The following is a 20,951-nucleotide window of genomic DNA, read 5'->3' as shown; positions in this document are numbered from 1 at the left end:
CGGCGATCTTGCGCCGCGCTCCGTTAAAGCTGTCCCGCCCTTCCAATGGCCAGCAAACCGGCCAATAGCGCGCCGGACTGCAAATGCAAAAGAAAGACGGAACACTTCAGATACATGAATATCGGACTACTTATTTATTACAAACGAAATGCGCAGCGCTTTCTTATTCCTATCAACTCTTCGATCCCAGATTCTGGTTACAAGGCAATGCACGCCCCTCCAGATCAATTCCGGATCACACATTAAGTAATGCTTAAAAATGCCGATTGACTTACTTCGACGAAAATATGGAGCAAAAACATCTAGAACAATCGTGGCGTGCCCACCCACACGACCACCGCTTCCTCGCGCGTGGTATTGCACCAGGCGTGGGGCACGGTGGACTCGTAATGCGCAGTGTCACCAGCATGCAATACGAACGTTGTACCTTCTAAAGTGAGCGATATCTGGCCGCTCATTACATACAGGAACTCTTCTCCTGCATGCGTCGTGATCTCCGATGGGTTCTGCCCCACCGGCATCCTGACAAGAATCACTTCCAGCTTGCTGCCGACCGACAGGTTCGTCAGCCGCCCAAAAAGATTCGCAGTTCCGTCGAAGCCGAAGTACTTCAGCTCCGCTCCCCTGCGCACCGACCGGTCTTCATTTGGCGTGTCGACGAAGTACTGCACCGTCACACCTAAAGCTCGCGCAATACCCACTAGCGAGGTAATCGAAGGCGTTGCGTGACCGCGCTCCACCTGCGACAAAAACGGCTTGGAAATTCCCGCTGTGGTTGCCACTTCATCCAGCGTGCGCTTGAGTCGTTGGCGTAGCGCGCGGATTTTGCTGCCTATAGAAACTGCGACTTGTGCCTTGTTATCGAGTGGCAAAACCATAGCAAGACAGAATCCCGTAGTCAAAATTAGTTTGATAAAACTAAACTATGTTTCATCGAATGCGTCATCCTCCCCAAGACGCGCACCATATGTCTGATCAGGTGGCGCGAAACCTGGCTCAAGCGCAGCGGAGCGGCACGTCGCAAGATCAGACATATCGGATCAGGATGCCGTTACTTTGACGCGACCAGCACCCACAAGCGGGCGAGGTCGGCCGAACCGTCGGAACCCTTCACTGCGCGGAAGGTTTGCACCGCACGCGCTTTATCGCCCGCCATGTAGTACGCCTCGCCGAGATGCAACTGCGCCTGGTCCGGGTGATCGATTCCGCCCTTCGCGATCGCGGTGTCCATGGCTGTAAGACCTTGCTTCGCCTGCCCGGCGAAGACCTGATTGAAGCCGATGTCGATCGGCGCGACGGGGTTCGCGGGATCGGCCGGCGCTTGCGCCCGTTTGGCGGCGAGCGCTTGCAGGCGCTTTTCGCGATCCGCTTGCGCATCGTGACCCAGAACGCCCGATGCAAAACCCTGATCGATGACCTGTTTGCCTTCAGCCGTCGTGCCCGCCACGATCGCGAGTTGCGTCATCTCCATGTAATCGTCGGCGGTGCTGAGCGAACCGGTCGCACGGCGCAGGCGATAAGTGTCGATATCGAGCGCCGACGAATAGCCGGGTTTGTTGCGAATCGCGTTGAACAGATCATCCCAGTACGACTGCTTCGGATGATAGGCAACCAGCTTTTCGAGCGTGCTGCGGTACGTTGCGTCGTCTTTCACGCGCTGCGCGCACGTACCGAGCAATTGCAATTGCGATTCATCGGGTGCATGGCCGGCGCGGACTTGTGCATCGACTGCCGGTTTGAGCGAGCTCACTACGTCACTGCAATCGTTTGCCAGGTAGTAAGACTGAACAAGCAAAGTGCGCATGTCAGGATCGCCGCCGCCTGCTTTCAGATAGCGCTGCGCAACCTTCGCGGCCTGTGCGTAGTTTTTCTCCTGAAAGTAGATACCCGCGAGCGCGGCGGTCGTGCGTTGCTCGTCAGCACCCGTCAGGCGTCCTGAACTCAACAAGGTTTCGTAGGCCTGGGCGGCTACACCCGATTCACCGGCCGCCGCTGCCGCGGCGCCGCGCATCTCCTGAATCATGTAGCTTTCATAGGGCGTCTTGCCCGGCACGGCGTCGGCCTGATCGATCTTCGTCAACGCGTCCTTGTACTTGTGCGCGCGATACAGATCCTGCGCGGCGTTCAGCGGCTTCGCCACATCCGGCCGCAAGCTGTCCGCCGCTTGAGACGTGACCGGCAGCACGACGAGCGCCGCCAGCCCTCCGACAGCGGCCGCGATGACGGCGCGCTTGAACCGTTGATGGATCGTTAGCATTGCACTTCCTTATTGCATGTACTGCTCGTTGCCGATCAGGCCGATTTTCGTCGCGCCCAGCCGTTGCGCGGACGCCATCACGGCCGCGACATCCTTGTACGGCACCAGCTTGTTAGGCCGCAGATGGATTTCCGCCTGAACCGGCTCGGCCGCCACCTGCGCAAGCCTGGACTCGAGCGCCGCCCGGTCCGGCACCGGCTGACCATTCCAGGTCGTAGTGCCGTCGAAGTCGATATCGATCTGCACTACTTCCGGTTGCGTGATCGGCGGCGGTGGATTGCCGACCGGCAGGTTCATCTTGATGGCGTGCGTCTGGATCGGAATCGTGATGATCAGCATGATCAGCAACACCAGCATCACGTCGATCAACGGCGTGGTGTTGATGTCGACCATCACATCCGGTTCGCTGCTGCCGCCCGAAGATACGTTCATTCCCATGATGAGCCTCTAGCCGCCGCGCGCCGGCGGTTCAGTAATAAACGAAACTTTCGCGATACCGGCGCGCTCGCACTCGGTAATGACCCGGCCGATGAATTCATAACGCGTGCTCTGGTCACCGCGAACATGCACTTCCGGTTGCGGCGTCATGACCGACACGGTTTTCAGGCGTGCCAGCAGCGTCGGTGCATCGACCTGTTTCTCGTTCCAGAAGAAATCGCCGTCGCGATTGACTGCAATGACGATGCTTTTCGGCGTGGTCTGCAACGGCTGGATCGTCTCCTTCGGCAGTTGCACCGGCACCGTATGCGTCACCACCGGAATCGTGATCAGGAAGATGATCAGCAGGACCAGCATCACATCGACGAGCGGCGTGGTGTTGATACTCGAGATGACTTCGTCGTTATCATCCTGCCCAACGCTCATAGCCATGACGGACTCCGCTTATTGGACCAGCGATGCTTGACGGGCCGAAGCGCGTGCCGAGCGCCGGCTGCCGGCGAGCAGGACGGTATGCAGTTGTGCGCCGAAGGCACGCACACGCTCCATCACCGACTTGTTGCGGCGAACCAGGAAGTTGTAGCCGAGCACCGCCGGCACAGCCACCGCAAGGCCGATCGCGGTCATGATCAGCGCCTCGCCCACCGGGCCCGCGACCTTGTCGATCGAAGCCTGGCCGGCGATACCGATTGCCGTCAGCGCGTGATAGATCCCCCACACCGTACCGAACAGGCCGACGAACGGCGCTGTCGAGCCGACCGTGCCGAGGAACGCCAGGCCGTCCTGCAGACGATTCGACACATTGGTGATCGCACGCTCCACCGACGTATCGATCCACGTGTTGCGGTCGACGGCTTCGAGCAGTGCTTCGTCGTGATGCTCGCCGGCTTCGATCGCAGTTTCGGCGATGAAGCGGAATGGCGACGACTCATCGAGCCGCTTGGCGCCTTCGACCAGCGACGGCGCGGTCCACAGCTGTTCGTCGGCGCTCTTCGCACGACGGTTCGCGCGGAACTGCTCAAGGAACTTGGTAATCATGATGTACCAGCTGCCCATTGACATGAGCACCAGCAGAATCAGCACGAAGCGGGCAACGAAGTCGCCGTTCTTCCAGAGCGCGCCGAGACCATACGGATTATTGACGGTTTCGGACGTGGCCGGCTGTGGCGGCGGCACGGCCTGATCGGCGGCCGGGGCTGCCGTGAGCGGTGCGGCGGTGGCAGGCGCCGCAGCCGACGCGGTGGCGTCGCTAGCTTGCGCATGGGCCATTTGCGGTGCCACAAAGGTATCCACCGTGGTTACGGCGAACAACAGGGTTGCCGCCAATGCGGCGAGAGTACGCTTCTTCATGCCTGCTCCAAGTTCATTAGTACAACTTCCAAACCAAGACTGATAAATCGCTACCGGTACCGGACAGCCCGTGGGTTTCAGTTCAGGTTAAACGAGAACGGAACTTGCACACGGACAGCCTGGCCTTGGGAAACGCACGTGAACTGCTTGACCGCGTTGAACGCCGCACGATCGAGTGATGAATCCTCCGACGACTTGGCAACCCGTTCATTCGTAATATGGCCTTGCGCATCAACCACGAATTCGATCAGCACATCACCCGTAACGTTGTTTTCCTGCGCTTCCTTCGGGTAGCGAATCGACGAACGGATCTGATCGGAGTTCGGGCATGCCACCCCTACTTCGCTGCTCACGGGCTTGGCCGGTGCAGGCGCAGGCGGTGCGGGAGGCGCTACGGCCGGTGCCGACACGACCGGTGCGGCCTGGTGCGTGATGGTCGGCTGAGGCGGCGTTTGCACCTGCACTTCCGGCGGCGGCACGAACGGCGGCGGCGGCGGTGCGAACTTCGGCGGCGGCAATTGCACGGTCGGCAAAGGCGGCGGAGGCGGCGGCTTCACCGGTTCGATGATTTTCGTTTCGATGGGATGCTGGATGACCTGCACGACCTTGGTGGCGAGACCGTTGATAAGCGCGTAGATCAACACAATGTGCAGGAGCAGAACAACTGCGATACCGCCGAAGCGGCGTACTGGGTTTTGCTGCTTGCGCCCAAACTCACGCGGGCGCCCTGGCCTCTCCATACGGGCCGCTACTGCCGGAAATTGCCCTTCGACTTTCGTACCCACCTTTGTTCCTCCGGCGTGAACTATCCATTTCTATTGCTGCAGCGCATCTACAACCGACAACCAGGACTCATCCCGGACAACCGAACTCATTGCCCATGCTTTTGATTTGTAGTCCAAAATTTATGCTGCAACGCCCAAGCCTGACTTAATGACACGGATGCGACTATGAGACACCGCAGCGGCACTTCACACTAACCAAACAGCCATCTAAGTAGAAGTACTAATAGATTATGTTTGGCCTATGTATTTCCGTCTGGCATGAACGGCTGGGGACAATTTGATCGACGCGCGCTGCCGCTCTCGAACTTTTTGCGCGATTGTCACCCGCGTTTCATGGGAGGCAACAATAGCAGGACAAAAAATGCGGGGTCAAACTTTTTTTGATGACAGCATACTAAGTTTAGAGAGGACACTCTAACTAATGCCGTATTCGCGACGTTTTAAAAGAATAAGCGTGTGTCGAGCGGATGCGAGCGCACTTTTCGTGCGCTCATAAATTGGGACGCAGCCGCTATCGCGGCTTTCCGAAGACACCAGAAACGGTCGGCGAATCACTTGCGGAACGGGACGAAAAAGCCCACCGGGCGGGCTTTCCACGATGGTTGCATGGCAACCGGAGTGGACCGCGAACAGATCGTCTAACGTGGTGATCGAGCGTCGACTCAAGGTCGACGTCGACGGCGAGAAGATAGCAGAAGGGGAACGGCGTTTGAAATTCTTTTTCGCGGTATTTGCGACACCCTAAATACACATTTCAATTACGCCATTTATAAAATTACAAAATCACTCAAATTAATTACATATAGCCAACGGCAGTGATATTGCCGCGCCTCTGATATGACCGGCACCTCGACAGCACATTCATGTGATTCAAATGGCATTTTTTCAGGCGCCTGGTTGCGAATAACCGGGACACAGACGATCCAGCAACCTGAACGAGCAGAAGGAAGTGGCGCAAAGTGCATTGCGCCACTCCACTGCGTCAACCGTTGGTTCCTTCGCCCGCGCTCACTGCTGTCTCGTCCTGCGCTCGCGCTAACACGGGACGCAGTGCGGCACCGGTATGGCTGGCGGCAACGCGGGATAATCCTTCGGGGTCCGTAGCGGCGACAATGGTGCCGCCCCCCACGCCACCTTCGGGACCGAGATCGATGATCCAGTCCGCCTCGGCAATCACGTCGAGATCGTGCTCGATGACAACAACACTATGGCCGCCGTCCGCGAGACGATGCAGCACGCGAATCAGCTTGGCGACGTCCGCCATATGCAAGCCGACCGTCGGTTCGTCGAGCACATACAGCGTGTGAGGCGGCTTCTGGCCACGCCGCGTAATGTCGTCACGCACCTTGCTCAACTCGGTGACGAGCTTGATACGCTGTGCCTCGCCGCCCGACAGTGTGGGCGACGGCTGCCCAAGCGTCAGATATCCGAGCCCGACATCTTTCATCAGTTGCAATGGATGTGCGATGTTCGAAATCGGCGCGAAGAACTCGACGGCTTCGTCGATTTCCATAGTCAGCACGTCGCCGATATTCTTGCCGCGCCACGTGACCGCGAGCGTCTCTGGATTGAAGCGCTGCCCGTGGCAAACGTCGCACGGCACTTTCACGTCGGGCAGGAAACTCATGCCGATGGTGCGCACGCCCTGCCCTTCGCATGCGGGACAACGCCCCTCGCCCGTGTTGAACGAGAAACGCGATGCGGTGTAGCCACGCGCGCGCGCTTCGAGTGTGCCGGCGAACAGCTTGCGAATCGCATCCCACACGCCGATGTAGGTTGCCGGACAGGAGCGCGGCGTTTTACCGATCGGTGTCTGATCGACTTCGAGTACACGGTCGATGTTTTCCCAGCCGGTGATCGAATCGCAACCCTGCCAGGCATGCGTGACGTTCAGCGGTGCACGCGGCGCCGTGCGCGCCAGCACACTCGAACGCCGGTTCGCCGCCGGCTGGGTCTCGGCCGCCGCACGCGCACGCCGCGTGGCCGGCGACGACAGCACCGAGCGCCCCACCGCATCCAGCAGATTGGTCATCAGTACGTCGCGAGCGAGCGTCGACTTGCCCGAACCGCTCACGCCCGTCACCGCTACCAGCCGTGAAAGCGGAATACCGACAGTAACGTTCTGCAGATTGTGCAGTTTGCCGCCATGCACCGTCAGCCAATTCTCCGGCACCGCGGCCGCGCGTTTGGTCGGTGCGACCACCTTGCGGCGCGGCTGCAGCGGATGCACGATCGGATGGGCGAGGAACTGTCCGGTCAGCGAATCGGGCTGCGCCGACAGATCGGCCACGCTGCCCTGCGCAACCAGCGTGCCGCCGCGCTTGCCCGCACCCGGTCCAATATCGATGATGTGATCAGCACGCCGAATCGTATCTTCGTCATGCTCGACCACCACTAGCGTATTGCCCTTTTCTCCCAATTTTCGCAAGGCATTGAGCAGAATCTGGTTGTCGCGCGGATGCAGACCGATGGTCGGTTCGTCGAGCACGTAGCACACGCCTTGCAGGTTGCTGCCCAATTGCGCGGCCAGCCGGATGCGCTGCGCTTCACCACCCGAAAGGCTCGGCGCTGCCCGATCGAGACTCAGATAACCGAGCCCGACTTCTTCCAGAAACTGCAGGCGGCTGCCGATTTCGCTGACCACGTCGCGCGCGATTTCCGCGTCCCGGCCGCTCATTTCCAACGTGTCGATCCAGGCGCGCGTGTCGGACACGGTCCATTGCGCGACGTCGACAATGGCCTGCTCGCCGAACGTGACCGCGCGCGCGGTGGGGTTCAAGCGCGTGCCGCCGCAATCCGCACACGGTTCGTCGACGAGGCCTTCCGGTTCCTGTTCCTCGGAAGGCAAGCTCTGCTCACGGCCACGGTTATCGTCGACGATTACCGTGTCGTCGTATGCCGCGCGTTGTTCGCGCGTCAGTGCGAGACCCGTGCCGACGCACGTGGTGCACCAGCCATGCTTGCTGTTATACGAGAACATGCGCGGGTCGAGTTCGGGATAACTCGTGCCGCATACGGGGCAGGCGCGCTTGGTGGACAGCACCTTCACTGCACCGAGCTTCGCGGTGGAGCGGCCGCCGCCCATTGCGTCGTGCAAACCGTCGAGCGGCGCCAGCAGATGCATGACGCCCTTGCCGATTTCCAGCGTCTGGTCGAGCGCCTGGCGCAGCTCTGCTTCGTTATCCGGCGACACGACAAGGTCGGTCACCGGCAATTCGATGGTGTGCTCGCGGAAGCGATCGAGCTTCGGCCACGGGTCCACCGGCACGAACTCGCCGTCCACACGCAGATGCGTATTGCCGCGTGCTTTCGCCCACTTGGCGAGATCGGTATAGACGCCCTTGCGGTTCACGACCAGAGGCGCGAGGAAACCGACGTGCTGCCCTTTGTGATCGCGCAGCAATTGCGCCGCAATCGATTCGACGCTTTGCGACGTGACCGGCGTGCCGTCGTGGATGCAATGCTGAAGGCCGAGCTTTACGTAAAGCAGGCGCAGGAAGTGCCACACTTCCGACGTGGTCGCCACGGTACTCTTGCGGCCACCGCGCGACAGACGCTGTTCGATCGCGACGGTGGGCGGAATGCCATACACCGCGTCGACCTCGGGGCGCCCGGCCGGCTGCACGATGGAACGTGCGTAGGCGTTCAGCGATTCGAGGTAACGGCGCTGCCCTTCGTGGAACAGAATGTCGAAGGCCAGCGTGGACTTGCCCGAACCGGAAACGCCGGTAATCACGTTGAACTTGCCGTGCGGAATATCCACGTCCAGCGCTTTCAGATTGTGTTCGCGCGCATTGACGATGCGCACCACGTCCTCACCTTCGATCACCCGCCGGGCGCGCGCCGCGCTCAACGCTTTTTGCAGCGGAATGCCCTGCGACGCAGGTTCGGCCGCTGCGTTCATGGCCCGGTCGTATTGCAGCAACGCCTCGCCGGTATGCGATTCCTGGCACAGCTTGACATCTTCCGGCGTGCCGGCGCACAACACCCTGCCACCGCCGTCTCCGCCCTCAGGACCGAGATCGATCAGCCAGTCGGCCGCACGAATCACGTCGAGATTGTGTTCGATCACGATCAGCGAATGTCCGCTCGCCAGCAGCTTGCCGAACGCCTGCATCAGCTTGGCGATGTCGTCGAAATGCAGGCCGGTGGTCGGCTCGTCGAACATGAACAGGCGTTGTGCGACCGGCTGCTTCGCGCTGCGCGCGGTGCGCGCCTGCGCCGATTCCGCGAGGAAGCCGGCGAGCTTGAGCCGCTGCGCTTCGCCACCGGACAGCGTGGGCACCGGCTGCCCCAGTTTCACGTATTCGAGACCCACGTCGACGATCGGCTGCAGCACGCGCAGTACTTCAGCATCTTTCGCGAAGTAGGCGGTGGCTTCGCTCACCGTCAATTCCAGCACGTCGGCAATGCTCAACGCACGCGCCGATTCGCCGCGCTCGATTTTCACTTCGAGCAGCTCCGCACGATAACGGCGCCCATCGCAATCCGGGCAGCGCAAATAGACATCGCTCAGGAACTGCATTTCGATGTGTTCGAAGCCCGAGCCGCCGCAGGTCGGGCAGCGCCCGTCACCGGAGTTGAAGCTGAACATGCCGGGACCGTAACCGCGTTGCTGCGCGAGCGGCGCCTTGGCGAAGAGCTTGCGAATCTCGTCGAATGCGCCGACGTAGCTGGCCGGGTTCGAGCGCGCGGTCTTGCCGATCGGCGACTGGTCGACGAATACCACGTCGGTGACCTGGTCGGCGCCCGTCAGGCTTCTGAATGCACCGGGCGATTCGGTGGCGAGACCGAAGTGCCGCGCCATGGCCGGATACAAAACGTCCTGCAGCAAGGTGGACTTGCCGGAGCCCGACACGCCGGTCACGCAGACGAGCCGTTGCAACGGAATCTCGACGGTGACGTCGCGCAGGTTATGTTCGGTTGCGCCTTCGAGCACGATGCGCGGGGTGCTGTCATCCACCGGACGTTGTGACCAGTGCGCCGCATCCGCCACATGCCGGCGACCGCCGAGGTACTCGCCGGTCAGTGTGCCGGACGAGCGGATGGCCTCAGGCGCGCCGTCGTAAATGATCGACCCGCCCCGCTCGCCGGGCCCCGGACCCATGTCGATCAGACGATCCGCCGCGAGCATCACCGAGGGATCGTGTTCGACCACCACCAACGTATTGCCCGCGTCGCGCAGCCGGTGCATCGCCTCGACGATCCGGTTCAGATCGCGCGGATGCAGGCCGATGCTCGGCTCGTCGAGCACGAACAGGGTTTTGGTCAGCGACGTGCCAAGCGCCGTGGTCAGGTTGATCCGCTGCACCTCGCCGCCCGACAGCGTGCGGCTTTGCCGGTCGAGCGTCAGATAGCCGAGGCCGACATCGCACAGATACTTGAGGCGTGTGCGCACCTCGGCGAGCAGCAGCTTGAGTGCGTCGTCAAGCAATGCACTTGGCAGGCTGATCTCGTCGAAGAAACGCCGGATGCGCTCGATCGGCATCAGCATCAGATCGTGCACGGTCAAACCCGGCAAGGACTCGAGCTGCGCCCGCTGCCACTCGACGCCACGCGGCAGAAAGCGTTTCCCGGGCGCCAGCACCTCGTCCGCATTCTGCTTGCTGCCGAGACGCCATAACAGCGATTCCGTTTTCAGACGCGCGCCACCACAGGTTTCGCACGGCGTATAGCTGCGGTACTTCGACAGCAGCACGCGGATGTGCATCTTGTACGCCTTCGACTCGAGATACTCGAAGAAACGTTTGACACCGTACCAATGGCTTTGCCACTTGCCGTTCCAGTCCGGCGAGCCGTTGATGACCCAGTCGCGCTCGGCGTCCGTCAGTTCACCCCACGGCGTGCCGCGGCGGATATCCGCTTTCGCCGCGTAGCGCATGAGGTCGTCCTGGCACTCTTTCCAGGCGGGGGTTTGCATCGGCTTAATCGCGCCGTCGCGCAGTGTCTTGCGCGCGTCGGGAATGACCAGACCGAGATCGACTCCGATCACTCGGCCGAAACCGCGGCAGGTTTCGCACGCGCCATAAGCCGAATTGAACGAGAACAGCGCCGGCTGCGGATCCGCATAACGCAGATCGCTCTCCGGGCTGTGCAGGCCCGTGGAGAAGCGCCAGATTTGCGGCTCGGCGGCATTCGCGGCGAGCGTCGCCTCCGGCGCCTGCGTTGCCTCCGCTGCCGCAGGCAACACGTAAATATTGACGCGGCCGCCGCCGCGCTTGAGCGACGCCTCGATGGCTTCGACCGCACGCGGCTTGTCGACCGCGCTCAGGCGGAAACGGTCGGCCACCACGTCGAGCAGCTTGCGCTTGCCGGTAGGCGAATCGACTTCGCGCTGCGCCTGGACCCGCGTGTAGCCGCTCGCGGAAAGCCATTGCTCCACTTCCTGTTCGGACGCCGTTTCCGGCAGCTCGACCGGAAACGTGACGGCCAGCCGCGGATCATGCTCCGCGGTGCGCGCGAGCAATTCGGCGTAGATCGTTTCGGGCGTATCGTGGCGCACCTGCTGCGCGGTCTTGCGGTCGAACAGTTCGGCCGCGCGCGCGTAGAGCAGCTTCAGGTGGTCGTTGAGCTCCGTCATGGTGCCGACGGTGGAACGCGAACTGCGCACCGGGTTGGTCTGGTCGATCGCGATGGCGGGCGGCACGCCGTCGACCCGGTCGACTTGCGGCCGGTCCATGCGATCGAGAAACTGCCGCGCGTAGGCGCTGAAAGTTTCGACGTAGCGCCGCTGCCCTTCCGCGTACAAGGTGTCGAACACGAGGCTCGATTTGCCGGAGCCGGACGGCCCCGTGACGACCGTCATTTCGCCGGTTCGTACGTCGAGATCGACGTTCTTCAGGTTGTGCTGGCGCGCGCCGCGAATGCGGATAGTTCCGTTAGATGCCAATTTTTCCGACCGTCTGAATGAGTGGACCACCTCTCACGGACGCCTCGCGACCGCGCAAGTTCGGGACACCCGGCTGGCGGAAAGACTCGCCCAGGGCCGGGTTATAGGGGGATACTATACTGTATATTTATACAGTTTTCCACGACATGGCGCGCTCGCGCCGTGGCGCCGCGGCGGGCCATGAATGGCGGCGCCGGGCGCGCCCCGCTCAGCCGCTCAGCAGGCGTTGGATTGTTTCAAACGGGAGCTCGCCGCGCTCAGGACATGGCGGCGGAAGGTGGGAATTGCAAGCTTTCCTGCGCGGCGCCGCACGCACAGTTGTTCCGGCCGGCTCTAGCCAAAGACACTTTCCACGCTATGGCGGCCCGCGGCCGGTTCTGGCGCCGCCGGTTCCGAAGCGGCCTGCGTCGCGGCGGTCGCGCCCAGCGCATAAGCCACGCAGCGTTTGGCCAGCACGTCGGTCGGATCGACAAGCCGCACCGCCGGTCCGCCTGGACGCGTCAGCGTCGAACCGCGCAGCAGCAGTGGCAGCTCGGTGCAGCCCAGCACGATGACCTGCGCGCCTTGCGCGGCGAGGTCGTCCACGGCAGCGGCGGCATCGTCATAACACTCGCCCGTCAGGTAACCCGCCTTCGCACCGGCCGGTCCGTAAATCGCCTTCATGAGGCGGGCCTGAGCGGCCGCGGCCGGCGCGATCTGCACGAAGCCGCGCGCTTCGAGCGCCGTCTCGTAGACGCGGCTGGCCAGCGTGCCCGAGGTGGCCAGCACGCCGACTTCACGCAGGCCCGGAAAGGTCTCGCGCAGATAATCGGCGGTGCAGGTCAGCATATTGACGATCGGAATGGTCAACGACGGCTGAATCCGCTCAACAAATGCATGCGCCGTATTGCACGGAATCGCGATGAGGTCCACGCCACCTTCTTCGAGGGTCTTGCAGGCCGCGTAGAGCGCGAGCGTCGGATCGTCGCCGCTGCCGAGCAGCGCCTCGGTACGATCCGGAATCTGCGGATTCTGCTCGACCATCACCTTGACATGGTCCTGATCGCGCGCGGCCGGCGTGTTGCGCACCAGCTTCGCCATGAAATCGACCGTCGCCGCCGGGCCGACACCGCCCAGCACGCCCACCTTGAAGTGCCGCGCCGGCTGCGCATATTGCGCGGCCGCGACGTAACGCGCGTAGACCAGATTGGTATCGACGAACGGCACTTCCAGCGGGCCGAGCACGCGCGCCACCAGCGGGATTTCGGCGAGCCCGGGCACGATGATCTCCGCGCCCTGCGCAATGAGGTCCGCGCAAGCCGCGCGCAACAACTCGACGGGCCGCCCGCTCAGATGTCCGTTTTTGATGCCTGGGTCGCCATACACGGCGCGCGTGACGCGATCGCCGCCCTCTTCGTCCTCGTCATGCGGATACAGCACGTCGAACCGCGTACTGTCGAAATGGCGTTCGAAGAGACCGTTGGCGCGAATCGCGTCGGAAGTCAGTACACCAATGCGACAGACCGACGGAAACGCTTGCCGCACATGCGCGACGAGCGCGGCCATGATGCTGGCGATCGGCAAAGCGACGTTCGCCGAGAGTTCGTCGATGAAGGTGTGGCTGAGGAAGCACGGTAAGACGATCGCGTCGACGCCGCGTTTCTCGAAGGTGCGAATCGTATCGAAGACGTGAATCTTGAACGGCGCACTTGCGGCGCCTGACAAAGCCGGTCCCGGCCACGCCTGCTGTTCGAGAACAAAATCGAACGGCTTGGCCGCGCCGGGACGGCGCCAGGCTGTGCTCATCCTGCTCAACACGTCGACGCTGGCGAGCGGCGACGCCCCTGTCACGACACCCAGCGACCGATGACGATACATGATGGCTTCCCCTGTCGTTTTTCATTTCGTCTAGATATTAGGACGCTTTTGGGGATTCAGGATGACGTTCGCGATGAAATAACGGGTTTATGCCTGGCGAGGCGTTCAAACCTCGATCATGTCGACAACACCGCGTGCCGTGCCTCGCTTGCGACGCTCCAGCGTACTGATGCACACCAGCGAAATCCCGGCGAGGCAACTGTAGAACACAGCCAACGGCCACCATGCGCCCGGATACCGATGCGCGAGCAACGTCCCGATCAGGGGCGTCAATCCGCCGGCCAGTGCGGCACACACCTGGTAAGACAAGGAAATAGCCGAGTACCGGACTCTCACTGCGAATGCAGTCGACATAAATCCGGCCATCACTGCGTAAGAACTCGACATGCACATCACCGCCAGCGCGATGCCCACCACAATCGCTGCGGGGCGGCCGGTCGACACGAGCGCGAACATCGGATAAGGCGAAAGCATGGCCAACGCCGCCGCGCCCTTCAAAAACCTTCCAGTCCCGACGCGTTGCGCGAACCATCCCGAGCCCAGTTGCGTGAACAGCTGAATAAACGCCACCACGAACAGACAGTCGAGAATCAACGAACGATCGAGCCCAAGTGTTTGCGTCGTGTAATTCAGCATGAACGTATTGACGAACCACGCGCCGGCCACGCCGATCACATTCGCGCCAAGACACAACAACACCGTGCGCCACGCGTCGCGCACCACCTCGGCGACCGGCAGCGCCGCCACTCGCCGTTGGGCTTTGAGCGCCTTGAATTCAGGCGATTCGTCGACACCCGCGCGAATCAGCAAACCCACCACCAGCAACACCGCGCTCGCGAGAAACGGCAGGCGCCAGCCCCAGCTGAGAAACGCGTCCTTGTCCATCGACGCCACGGCGCGAAACGCGAGCAGCGACAGGATCAACCCCGCCGGACTGCCAAGCTGCGCAAACGAGGCGAAGAACGTACGCCGCCCTTGTGGCGCATGTTCGCTTGCCATCAGCACCGCGCCGCCCCACTCGCCGCCGATCGCAATACCCTGCGCGACGCGCAGCAGCACCAGCAATACCGGCGCCCATACGCCGGCGTTCGCATAGGTCGGCAGGAAACCGATCCCGACCGTGCCGACGCCCATGATCGCCAGCGTTGCCACAAGCGCCTTCTTGCGGCCGATGCGGTCACCGAGGTGACCAAACACCAGGCCGCCGAATGGCCGCGCGAAAAAGCCCACCGCGAAGGTGCCGAACGAAGCCAGCGTCGCAAAGAACGGATCGCTGCCGGGGAAGAACAGTTTGCCGAAAATCAGCGCGGACGCCGTGGCGTAGATATAAAAGTCGTACCACTCGATCGTAGTACCGACAAATGCCGCTGCCGCGGCGCGGGTGGGTTGCCGGCCTGCGGCGAGGTCGTCTGGCTCGCGATTCATGTCATTCGTCTCCAAGGTCGTTCTTCTGGATGGCGCGGCTTCTTTGTGCCGTCACCGGAACACTGCTTTCCTGCACTCAGGCTTTGAGTACGCCTGCTTCGAGCAAACGTTGCTGGGTGGCCGCATCGATGCCCAAGGCGTCGAGCACATCGCGCGTGTCGCCGCCCAGCGCAGGCGGCGCGCTGCGATACGTGGCCGGTGTGCGCGACAACTTGATCGGCGACGCCGTGCCGCGATACTCGCCCATCTCGATCACCATGCCGCGATGCAGCGTGTGCGGATGACGCGCGACGACATCGACGCTCAGCACGGGTCCGCACGGCACGCCTGACTGGATCAACGCCTGCGCGAGCGGCTCGCAATCGTGGGCGGCAAGCAGAGCTTCGAGCGCGGCCTTGAGCGGCTCGCGATGCGCGCAGCGGCTGCGGTTGTCCACGTAGCGTGGATCGTCCGCAAGTTCCGGCGCGCCCAGATGCGCGCATAGCCGCGCGAACTGCCGGTCGTTGCCGACGGCAAGAAAGATCGGCGCAGTCGCGGTGCGATAGCTGTCGTACGGCGTGATGTTCGGATGCGCGTTGCCGCTGCGCTGGGGCGTGCGGCCCGAGCCGAAATAGTTCGGCAGATGCGGATGCAGAAGCGACACGCCGCAGTCGTACAACGCGATATCGATCGACTGGCCTTGCCCGCTTTTCGAGCGCTCGGCGAGCGCCAGCAGAATGCCGGCCAGCGCATTCAAACCCGTCACCATGTCGACGACGGGCAGGCCGACGCGCATCGCCGGTCCGTCGTTTTCACCGTTGACGCTCATTAAACCGGTCATCGCCTGAATCGCCGCGTCGTAGCCGGGCAAGCCGCCGAGCGGGCCGTCCGGACCGAAACCCGATACCGCGCAATGAATCAGCTTCGGGAAACGCTCGCGCAAATCGCGCTCATAGTCCATGCCCCAGCGCGCGAGGGTGCCGGGTTTGAAGTTCTCGACCAGCACGTCGGCGTCTTCGAGCAGTTTCCACAGAATGTCACGGCCCGCGTCGCACGACAGATCGACCGCGATGCCCTGCTTGTTGCGGTTCACACCGGCAAAGTACCACGCAGTGTCGCCGTAAAACGGCGGCCCCCAGCCGCGCGTTTCGTCACCGGCGGGCGGCTCCAGTTTGATGACCTGGGCACCGTGATCGGCCAGCGCCTGCGTGCAGTACGGGCCGCCGAGCACACGGCTCAGGTCGATGACCTTGATGCCTTGCAACGCGCCTTGCGTGTCTTGCGTGCCATTGCTCACGGAGATGGTCATTGCGCGCTCCCTGCCGGCAGTAGTTCCAGCGCCTGATCGAGCGTCACGTTGCGGGCGTCGACCAGCGCGTCGATCACCTCGCGCTCACTCGACGACGCTTGCACGTCGAGCGGATCGAACGGCAACAGCTTGTGCCGCAACACCAGATGACTCAACGCGAGACGGCGGAAATCCGGCGCGAGACGCGTGCCTTCGCAGGCCATGAGCACGGCCGTGCTTGCGTGATACAAGGCCGTGGCCGGCTGCCGGACTGATTCATCGCGGCCGCATTCGGCAACGCTTGCGAGGGCGTCGCAAGCGCGCGTCAAGGTAGAACGAAGCACGCCGAGACTCGCGGCAGGTAATCCTGCGGCGCCGAGCAGATCCTGCAGATACGCGCGCAGTGGTTCGAGCGCGCCGTCCCGTTTGGCCGCGCGCGCGACATCGAGCGCGACGATGTTGCTGGTGCCTTCCCAGATCGAACCGAGATGGGCGTCGCGCACGAGGCGCGCGTCACTCCACTCTTCGATGTAGCCCGTGCCGCCGCGCACTTCCATCGCGTCGCCGGTCACGCGGCGGGCATCGCGGCACGCGCGGAATTTGATCAACGGCGTGAGGATGCGCACGCATTTTGCCGCTTGCCGATCTCCCGCGTCGGCCTTTTCGAGCAGCAGCGCGATCTGCATGAACATCGAGCGAGCCTGCTCCGCGGGCAGCATCATCTTGAGCAATTGCCGCTGCATCAGCGGCATATCGATCAGCTTGCGGCCGAACGCTTCGCGATTGCGCGCGATGTGCAACGCTTCGGTCAGCGCACGGCGCATCAAACCCGCCGCACGCACGCCGTTCGACAGACGCGACATGTTGATCATGTCGGCCATCTGATGAAAGCCGCGTCCCACTTCGCCGATCAGATACGCGACGGCCCCTTCCAGCACGATCTCGCCGCTCGCCATTGAACGGCTGCCGAGCTTGTCCTTCAGACGCACGATCCGATAGCTGTTGCGCGAGCCGTCCGGCAGGTTTTTCGGCAGCAGGAACAACCCAAGGCCGTGGATGCCCGCCGGCGCATTGTCCACGTGTGCGAGCACCATCGCGAGATCGGCGTCGGCGTTCGAGCAGAACCACTTGTCGCCATACAGACGCCACGTTTGTTCCCCGTTCACGCCGGTTTCGAGCGCGGCACGCGTCGCGATGCGGGCAACGTCCGAACCGGCTGCCTGTTCGGTCATGAACATCGCGCCCTGAAAGAGCGTGTCGAAATCGCGCGACGCCAGCATCGGCAGAAACCGCGCGACCAGTTCCGGCGAGCCGAATTTGCGCAGCGTACGTGTGAGGGAATCGGTCATGCTGACGGGACAGCACAGACCGAATTCCGCCTGTACGAACAGGAACGTCAGCGCGTATTTGACCAGCGGCGGCGGCGTTTTCCGACCGTCGCGGAGGTCATGGCTCATCGAGGCCAGACCCAGTTCCGCGTAGGCCACGCGTTCGAGCGCGACGTAATCGGGATGCTTGTCGATGCTTTGCAGCGCCTCGCCGCGCCGCGTGCGCTGCCGCAATTGCGGCGGATTCTTGTCGGCGGACAGCGCCCACACGTCGAGTTCGCCGGACGCCCGCTGACCCAGCGAAACGAGTTGGCTTTCGAGTTCCCGATACAGCGCGTCGCCCAGGTGCAACTTGAGCAAACCGGCGAAGTCGGGGTCGCTGTGGAAGAAGTTGATGCCCCGGCTGTCGGGAATATTGGACGAGCCGTGGGCCGGCTGCGCGGTGATTTCGCTCATGCGTGTCTCCTTTGTGGAAGGAGCATAGAAGCGGCTTCGATAGACGTCTAATACAACTTATATCCGGTACGATAGATATTGCTTATCGTTCAAAGAACCGGAGACTGCCGTGGACCTGAAGCAACTACGCTATTTCGTGGCGGTCGCCGAGGAATTGCATTTCGGCCGTGCGGCCAAGCGGCTATTCATTTCGCAGCCTGCGCTCAGTTTCGACATTCGCAAGTTCGAAGACCAGCTCGGCGTGCAACTGCTCGCGCGCACCAACAAGACGGTTGCGCTGACGAACGCGGGACAGGTTCTGCTTGGCGAGGCGCGCCGCCTGTTGCTGCAGGCGGGGGAAGCCGAGCGCATCACGGTTCGCTCGGCGCACGGACTGGCTGGCCGCTTGCGGATCGGCTTCGTGAATTCGATGTTGTACCGTGGACTGCCGCAGGCGGTGAGCCGCTTCGAGGCCGACTATCCGGGCGTTGAAATCGTGCTCAAGGAGATGAATACCAGCGAACAGGTGCATGCGATCCAGCGGATGCAGATCGACATGGGCTGCGCGCATTGGGGCAATTTTCCGTCGGACGTCATTTCCACGCCGATTTTTTCGGAGCCGTTTCTGTGTTGTTTGCCGGCGGATCATCCGCTGGCGCGAAAGCGCAAGATCGATTTGCGAGCGTTGGCGCAGGAGCCGTTTATTCTGTTTCCTCGCACGGTGTCGCCGCATTATCACGATCTCATCATCGCGCAGTGCGTGGGGGCCGGGTTTAGTCCTTTGATTCGCCATGAGGCGCGGTTGTGGCAGACCGTTGTGACGATGGTCGGGTTTGGGATGGGGGTGGCGTTGGTGCCTTTTACCTTGCGGCAGGTGCAAGATCCAAGGGTTTGCTTTTTGCCCTTGCAGGGCGAGACGCTTTTGTCGCAGGTTTTGTTGTTGCGGCGTGAGGGTGAGGGGGAGCCTGTTGCGGAGCGGTTTGTTGAGTATTTGGGGAGGTGATTGGGGGCTTTTTTTTTGCCTGCGCGGCGCTTTGGTTGTTTGCTTTTGGTGTTGGTTTTTTCTTGCTCTGGCTTCTTTGGTCTTTTCTTTTCCTTTCCTTGCTTTGCTAGTGGTTTGTTTTGGCTGTGTTCTTTATGGCTTTGGCCTTTCCTTGAATTGTTATTGGTTTATTAGCGTTGCCCCTGTGCGGGGCGGCACTTACTTTCTTTGCCGCCGCAAAGAAAGATAAGCAAAGAAAGCGGCTCACACCGCTAGCTCATAAGCGGGTCCCCCGCACAGCTACGGTAGTGGTGCATCTGGAATCCGTGCCCTCGCACACTCCGCGTCAGTGACACAGGGCTCATTCGCTCCCACTCCGCACTGCGTGCGTCGCGGATGGGTCTGCATGGGAAACCCGGGGCTTCGTTTCGGGTCGCGGGGACCATCGGCTTCGCCTCGGCGAGGCGCCGAAAAACGCGCTGGTTCTCGAACTGCACGTCGGCGCGCGCAGCGCCGCCGGAAGAATGACGCCCTTGTCACTAGCGCCGAATGTGCGCGAACACGGATTCCAGATGCACCACTACCGTGGCTGTGCGGGGGACCCGCTTATGAGCTGGCGGTGTGAGCCGCTTTCTTTGCTTATCTTTCTTTGCGGCGGTGTATGGACCGGGGACATGGGTAACAGGTGTGCGGGGACATGGGTAACACTCTGGGCGAGTGAATCGCCTGGAGCCGGTCATGCCCTGGAACCCGAGAGACACCATGAATCTGCGTCTGGAATTCGTCCATCTGGCCTTGCAGGAAGGCGCCAACCGTCGTGAGCTGTGCCGACGCTTCGGCATCAGTCCGAAGACCGGCTACAAGTGGCTCGGGCGCTACGCGCAGGGCGACACGACGACGTTGACAGATCACTCACGCCGCCCCCAGCAGAGTCCGGCACGCACGCCCGCGTGCGTCGAGCAGCAGGTGCTCGAACTGCGGGGGGCGCATCCGGCCTGGGGCGGGCGCAAGATCAGCCGTCGCCTGCGCGACCAGGGTCACACGGGCGTACCCGCTCCCAGCACCGTGACGGACATCCTGCATCGTCATGGGCTGATCGATCCGTGCGCCTCCGACGCGGCCACGCCCTGGCAGCGCTTCGAACATGCGCAGCCCAACGACCTGTGGCAGATGGATTTCAAGGGCTGGTTCGACCTGCAGGATGGACGGCACTGTTCGCCCCTGACCCTGCTGGACGATCATTCGCGCTACAGCGTGACGCTCGATGCCTGCATCTGCACCGACACCCGGACCGTGCAGCATCATCTGGAGCGCACGTTCCGCCGCTACGGTCTGCCGTTGCGCATCAACGCGGACAACGGTTCGCCGTGGGGCAGCCCCAGCCAGCCGGGGCAACTGACCGAACTGGCCATCTGGCTCATCCGGCTGGGCGTGCGACTGTCCCACAGCCGGGTGGCCCATCCGCAGACCAATGGCAAGGAGGAGCGGTTTCACCGCACGCTGAAGGCCGAAGTGCTCACCGGCCACCATTTCAGGGACCTGAACAGCGCCCAGCAGGCGTTCGATGCGTGGCGCACGGTCTACAACCACCAGCGTCCACATCAGGCGCTGGACATGGCAACCCCGGTCACGCGATACCGGCCCAGCCCCCGGGCGTATCCCGAGATCCTGCCGCCCATCGAATATGGTGACAACGATCTCGTGCAGCGCGTGAAGTGGAACGGTGAGCTACGCTTCAGGAACCGGCGATTCAAGGTATCGAACGCCTTGCACAACCTGCCCGTGGCCATCCGCGAGCGCGCCGGTGAAGAGAACTGCTACGACCTGTTTTTTGCGCATTACCGTTTCGGAACCATCAACCTGAACCAGCAGGAATGAGCGGATCATGTGTTACCTATGTCCCCGCACACCTGTTACCTATGTGTCCGGCCTATACAC

General features: G+C 62.2%; 13 protein-coding genes. 2 read left to right on the top strand and 11 right to left on the bottom strand.

Annotated features, from left to right (window positions below; translation table 11 throughout):
• Positions 1 to 302: 302 nt before the first annotated feature.
• The 11 genes from BCY88_RS29915 to BCY88_RS29865 all read right to left on the bottom strand — a co-directional run bounded on the left by BCY88_RS29915 (position 303) and on the right by BCY88_RS29865 (position 18,052).
• Positions 303 to 878, bottom strand: a complete 576-nt coding sequence (locus BCY88_RS29915; protein ID WP_120347770.1) for a helix-turn-helix domain-containing protein — start codon at positions 876 to 878, stop codon at positions 303 to 305.
• Positions 879 to 1,051: 173 nt separating this feature from the next.
• Entirely contained in the window at positions 1,052 to 2,257 is a 1,206-nt protein-coding gene (locus BCY88_RS29910; RefSeq protein ID WP_120347769.1) for a tetratricopeptide repeat protein, read from the bottom strand.
• A 9-nt stretch (positions 2,258 to 2,266) separates the two neighbouring features.
• Positions 2,267 to 2,695: an ExbD/TolR family protein gene (locus BCY88_RS29905; RefSeq protein WP_120347768.1), complete on the bottom strand. Its 429-nt coding sequence runs from the start codon at positions 2,693 to 2,695 to the stop codon at positions 2,267 to 2,269.
• A 9-nt stretch (positions 2,696 to 2,704) separates the two neighbouring features.
• On the bottom strand, positions 2,705 to 3,127 hold the full coding sequence (locus BCY88_RS29900) for an ExbD/TolR family protein (RefSeq protein WP_046566007.1): 423 nt from the start codon (positions 3,125 to 3,127) through the stop codon (positions 2,705 to 2,707).
• A 12-nt stretch (positions 3,128 to 3,139) separates the two neighbouring features.
• Positions 3,140 to 4,045: a MotA/TolQ/ExbB proton channel family protein gene (locus tag BCY88_RS29895; RefSeq protein ID WP_120347767.1), complete on the bottom strand. Its 906-nt coding sequence runs from the start codon at positions 4,043 to 4,045 to the stop codon at positions 3,140 to 3,142.
• 77 nt (positions 4,046 to 4,122) lie between these two features.
• Positions 4,123 to 4,785, bottom strand: coding sequence for an energy transducer TonB (locus tag BCY88_RS29890; protein ID WP_120347766.1), 663 nt, complete (start codon positions 4,783 to 4,785; stop codon positions 4,123 to 4,125).
• A gap of 1,027 nt (positions 4,786 to 5,812) precedes the next feature.
• Positions 5,813 to 11,719: an excinuclease ABC subunit UvrA gene (uvrA, locus tag BCY88_RS29885; RefSeq protein ID WP_120347765.1), complete on the bottom strand. Its 5,907-nt coding sequence runs from the start codon at positions 11,717 to 11,719 to the stop codon at positions 5,813 to 5,815.
• Between the two features lie 333 nt (positions 11,720 to 12,052).
• Positions 12,053 to 13,576 carry a cysteate racemase gene (gene cuyB / locus BCY88_RS29880; protein WP_120347764.1) on the bottom strand — a complete coding sequence of 508 codons (1,524 nt, stop codon included), beginning with the start codon at positions 13,574 to 13,576 and terminating at the stop codon, positions 12,053 to 12,055.
• Between the two features lie 105 nt (positions 13,577 to 13,681).
• Positions 13,682 to 15,001, bottom strand: a complete 1,320-nt coding sequence (locus tag BCY88_RS29875; protein ID WP_120347763.1) for an MFS transporter — start codon at positions 14,999 to 15,001, stop codon at positions 13,682 to 13,684.
• A gap of 76 nt (positions 15,002 to 15,077) precedes the next feature.
• Entirely contained in the window at positions 15,078 to 16,289 is a 1,212-nt protein-coding gene (locus BCY88_RS29870; RefSeq protein WP_120347762.1) for a CaiB/BaiF CoA transferase family protein, read from the bottom strand.
• Positions 16,286 to 18,052: an acyl-CoA dehydrogenase family protein gene (locus tag BCY88_RS29865; RefSeq protein WP_120347761.1), complete on the bottom strand. Its 1,767-nt coding sequence runs from the start codon at positions 18,050 to 18,052 to the stop codon at positions 16,286 to 16,288. The genes BCY88_RS29870 and BCY88_RS29865 overlap by 4 nt, the downstream gene beginning before the upstream one ends.
• Before the next feature lie 109 nt (positions 18,053 to 18,161).
• Between BCY88_RS29865 and BCY88_RS29860 the strand changes: the two genes are divergently transcribed.
• Together BCY88_RS29860 and BCY88_RS29850 are read left to right on the top strand one after the other, a co-directional pair.
• On the top strand, positions 18,162 to 19,034 hold the full coding sequence (locus tag BCY88_RS29860; protein ID WP_120347760.1) for a LysR family transcriptional regulator: 873 nt from the start codon (positions 18,162 to 18,164) through the stop codon (positions 19,032 to 19,034).
• Between the two features lie 717 nt (positions 19,035 to 19,751).
• Positions 19,752 to 20,891 (top strand): IS481 family transposase, encoded by a 1,140-nt coding sequence (locus BCY88_RS29850; protein WP_120344283.1) that lies wholly within the window; start codon positions 19,752 to 19,754, stop codon positions 20,889 to 20,891.
• Positions 20,892 to 20,951 lie beyond the last annotated feature (60 nt).

Source organism: Paraburkholderia fungorum (genome assembly GCF_003610895.1).
In the GTDB taxonomy this organism is placed as follows: domain Bacteria; phylum Pseudomonadota; class Gammaproteobacteria; order Burkholderiales; family Burkholderiaceae; genus Paraburkholderia; species Paraburkholderia fungorum_B.
Note: the sequence above shows the minus strand (reverse complement) of the source record. Positions and strands in the feature narration are given on the sequence as shown.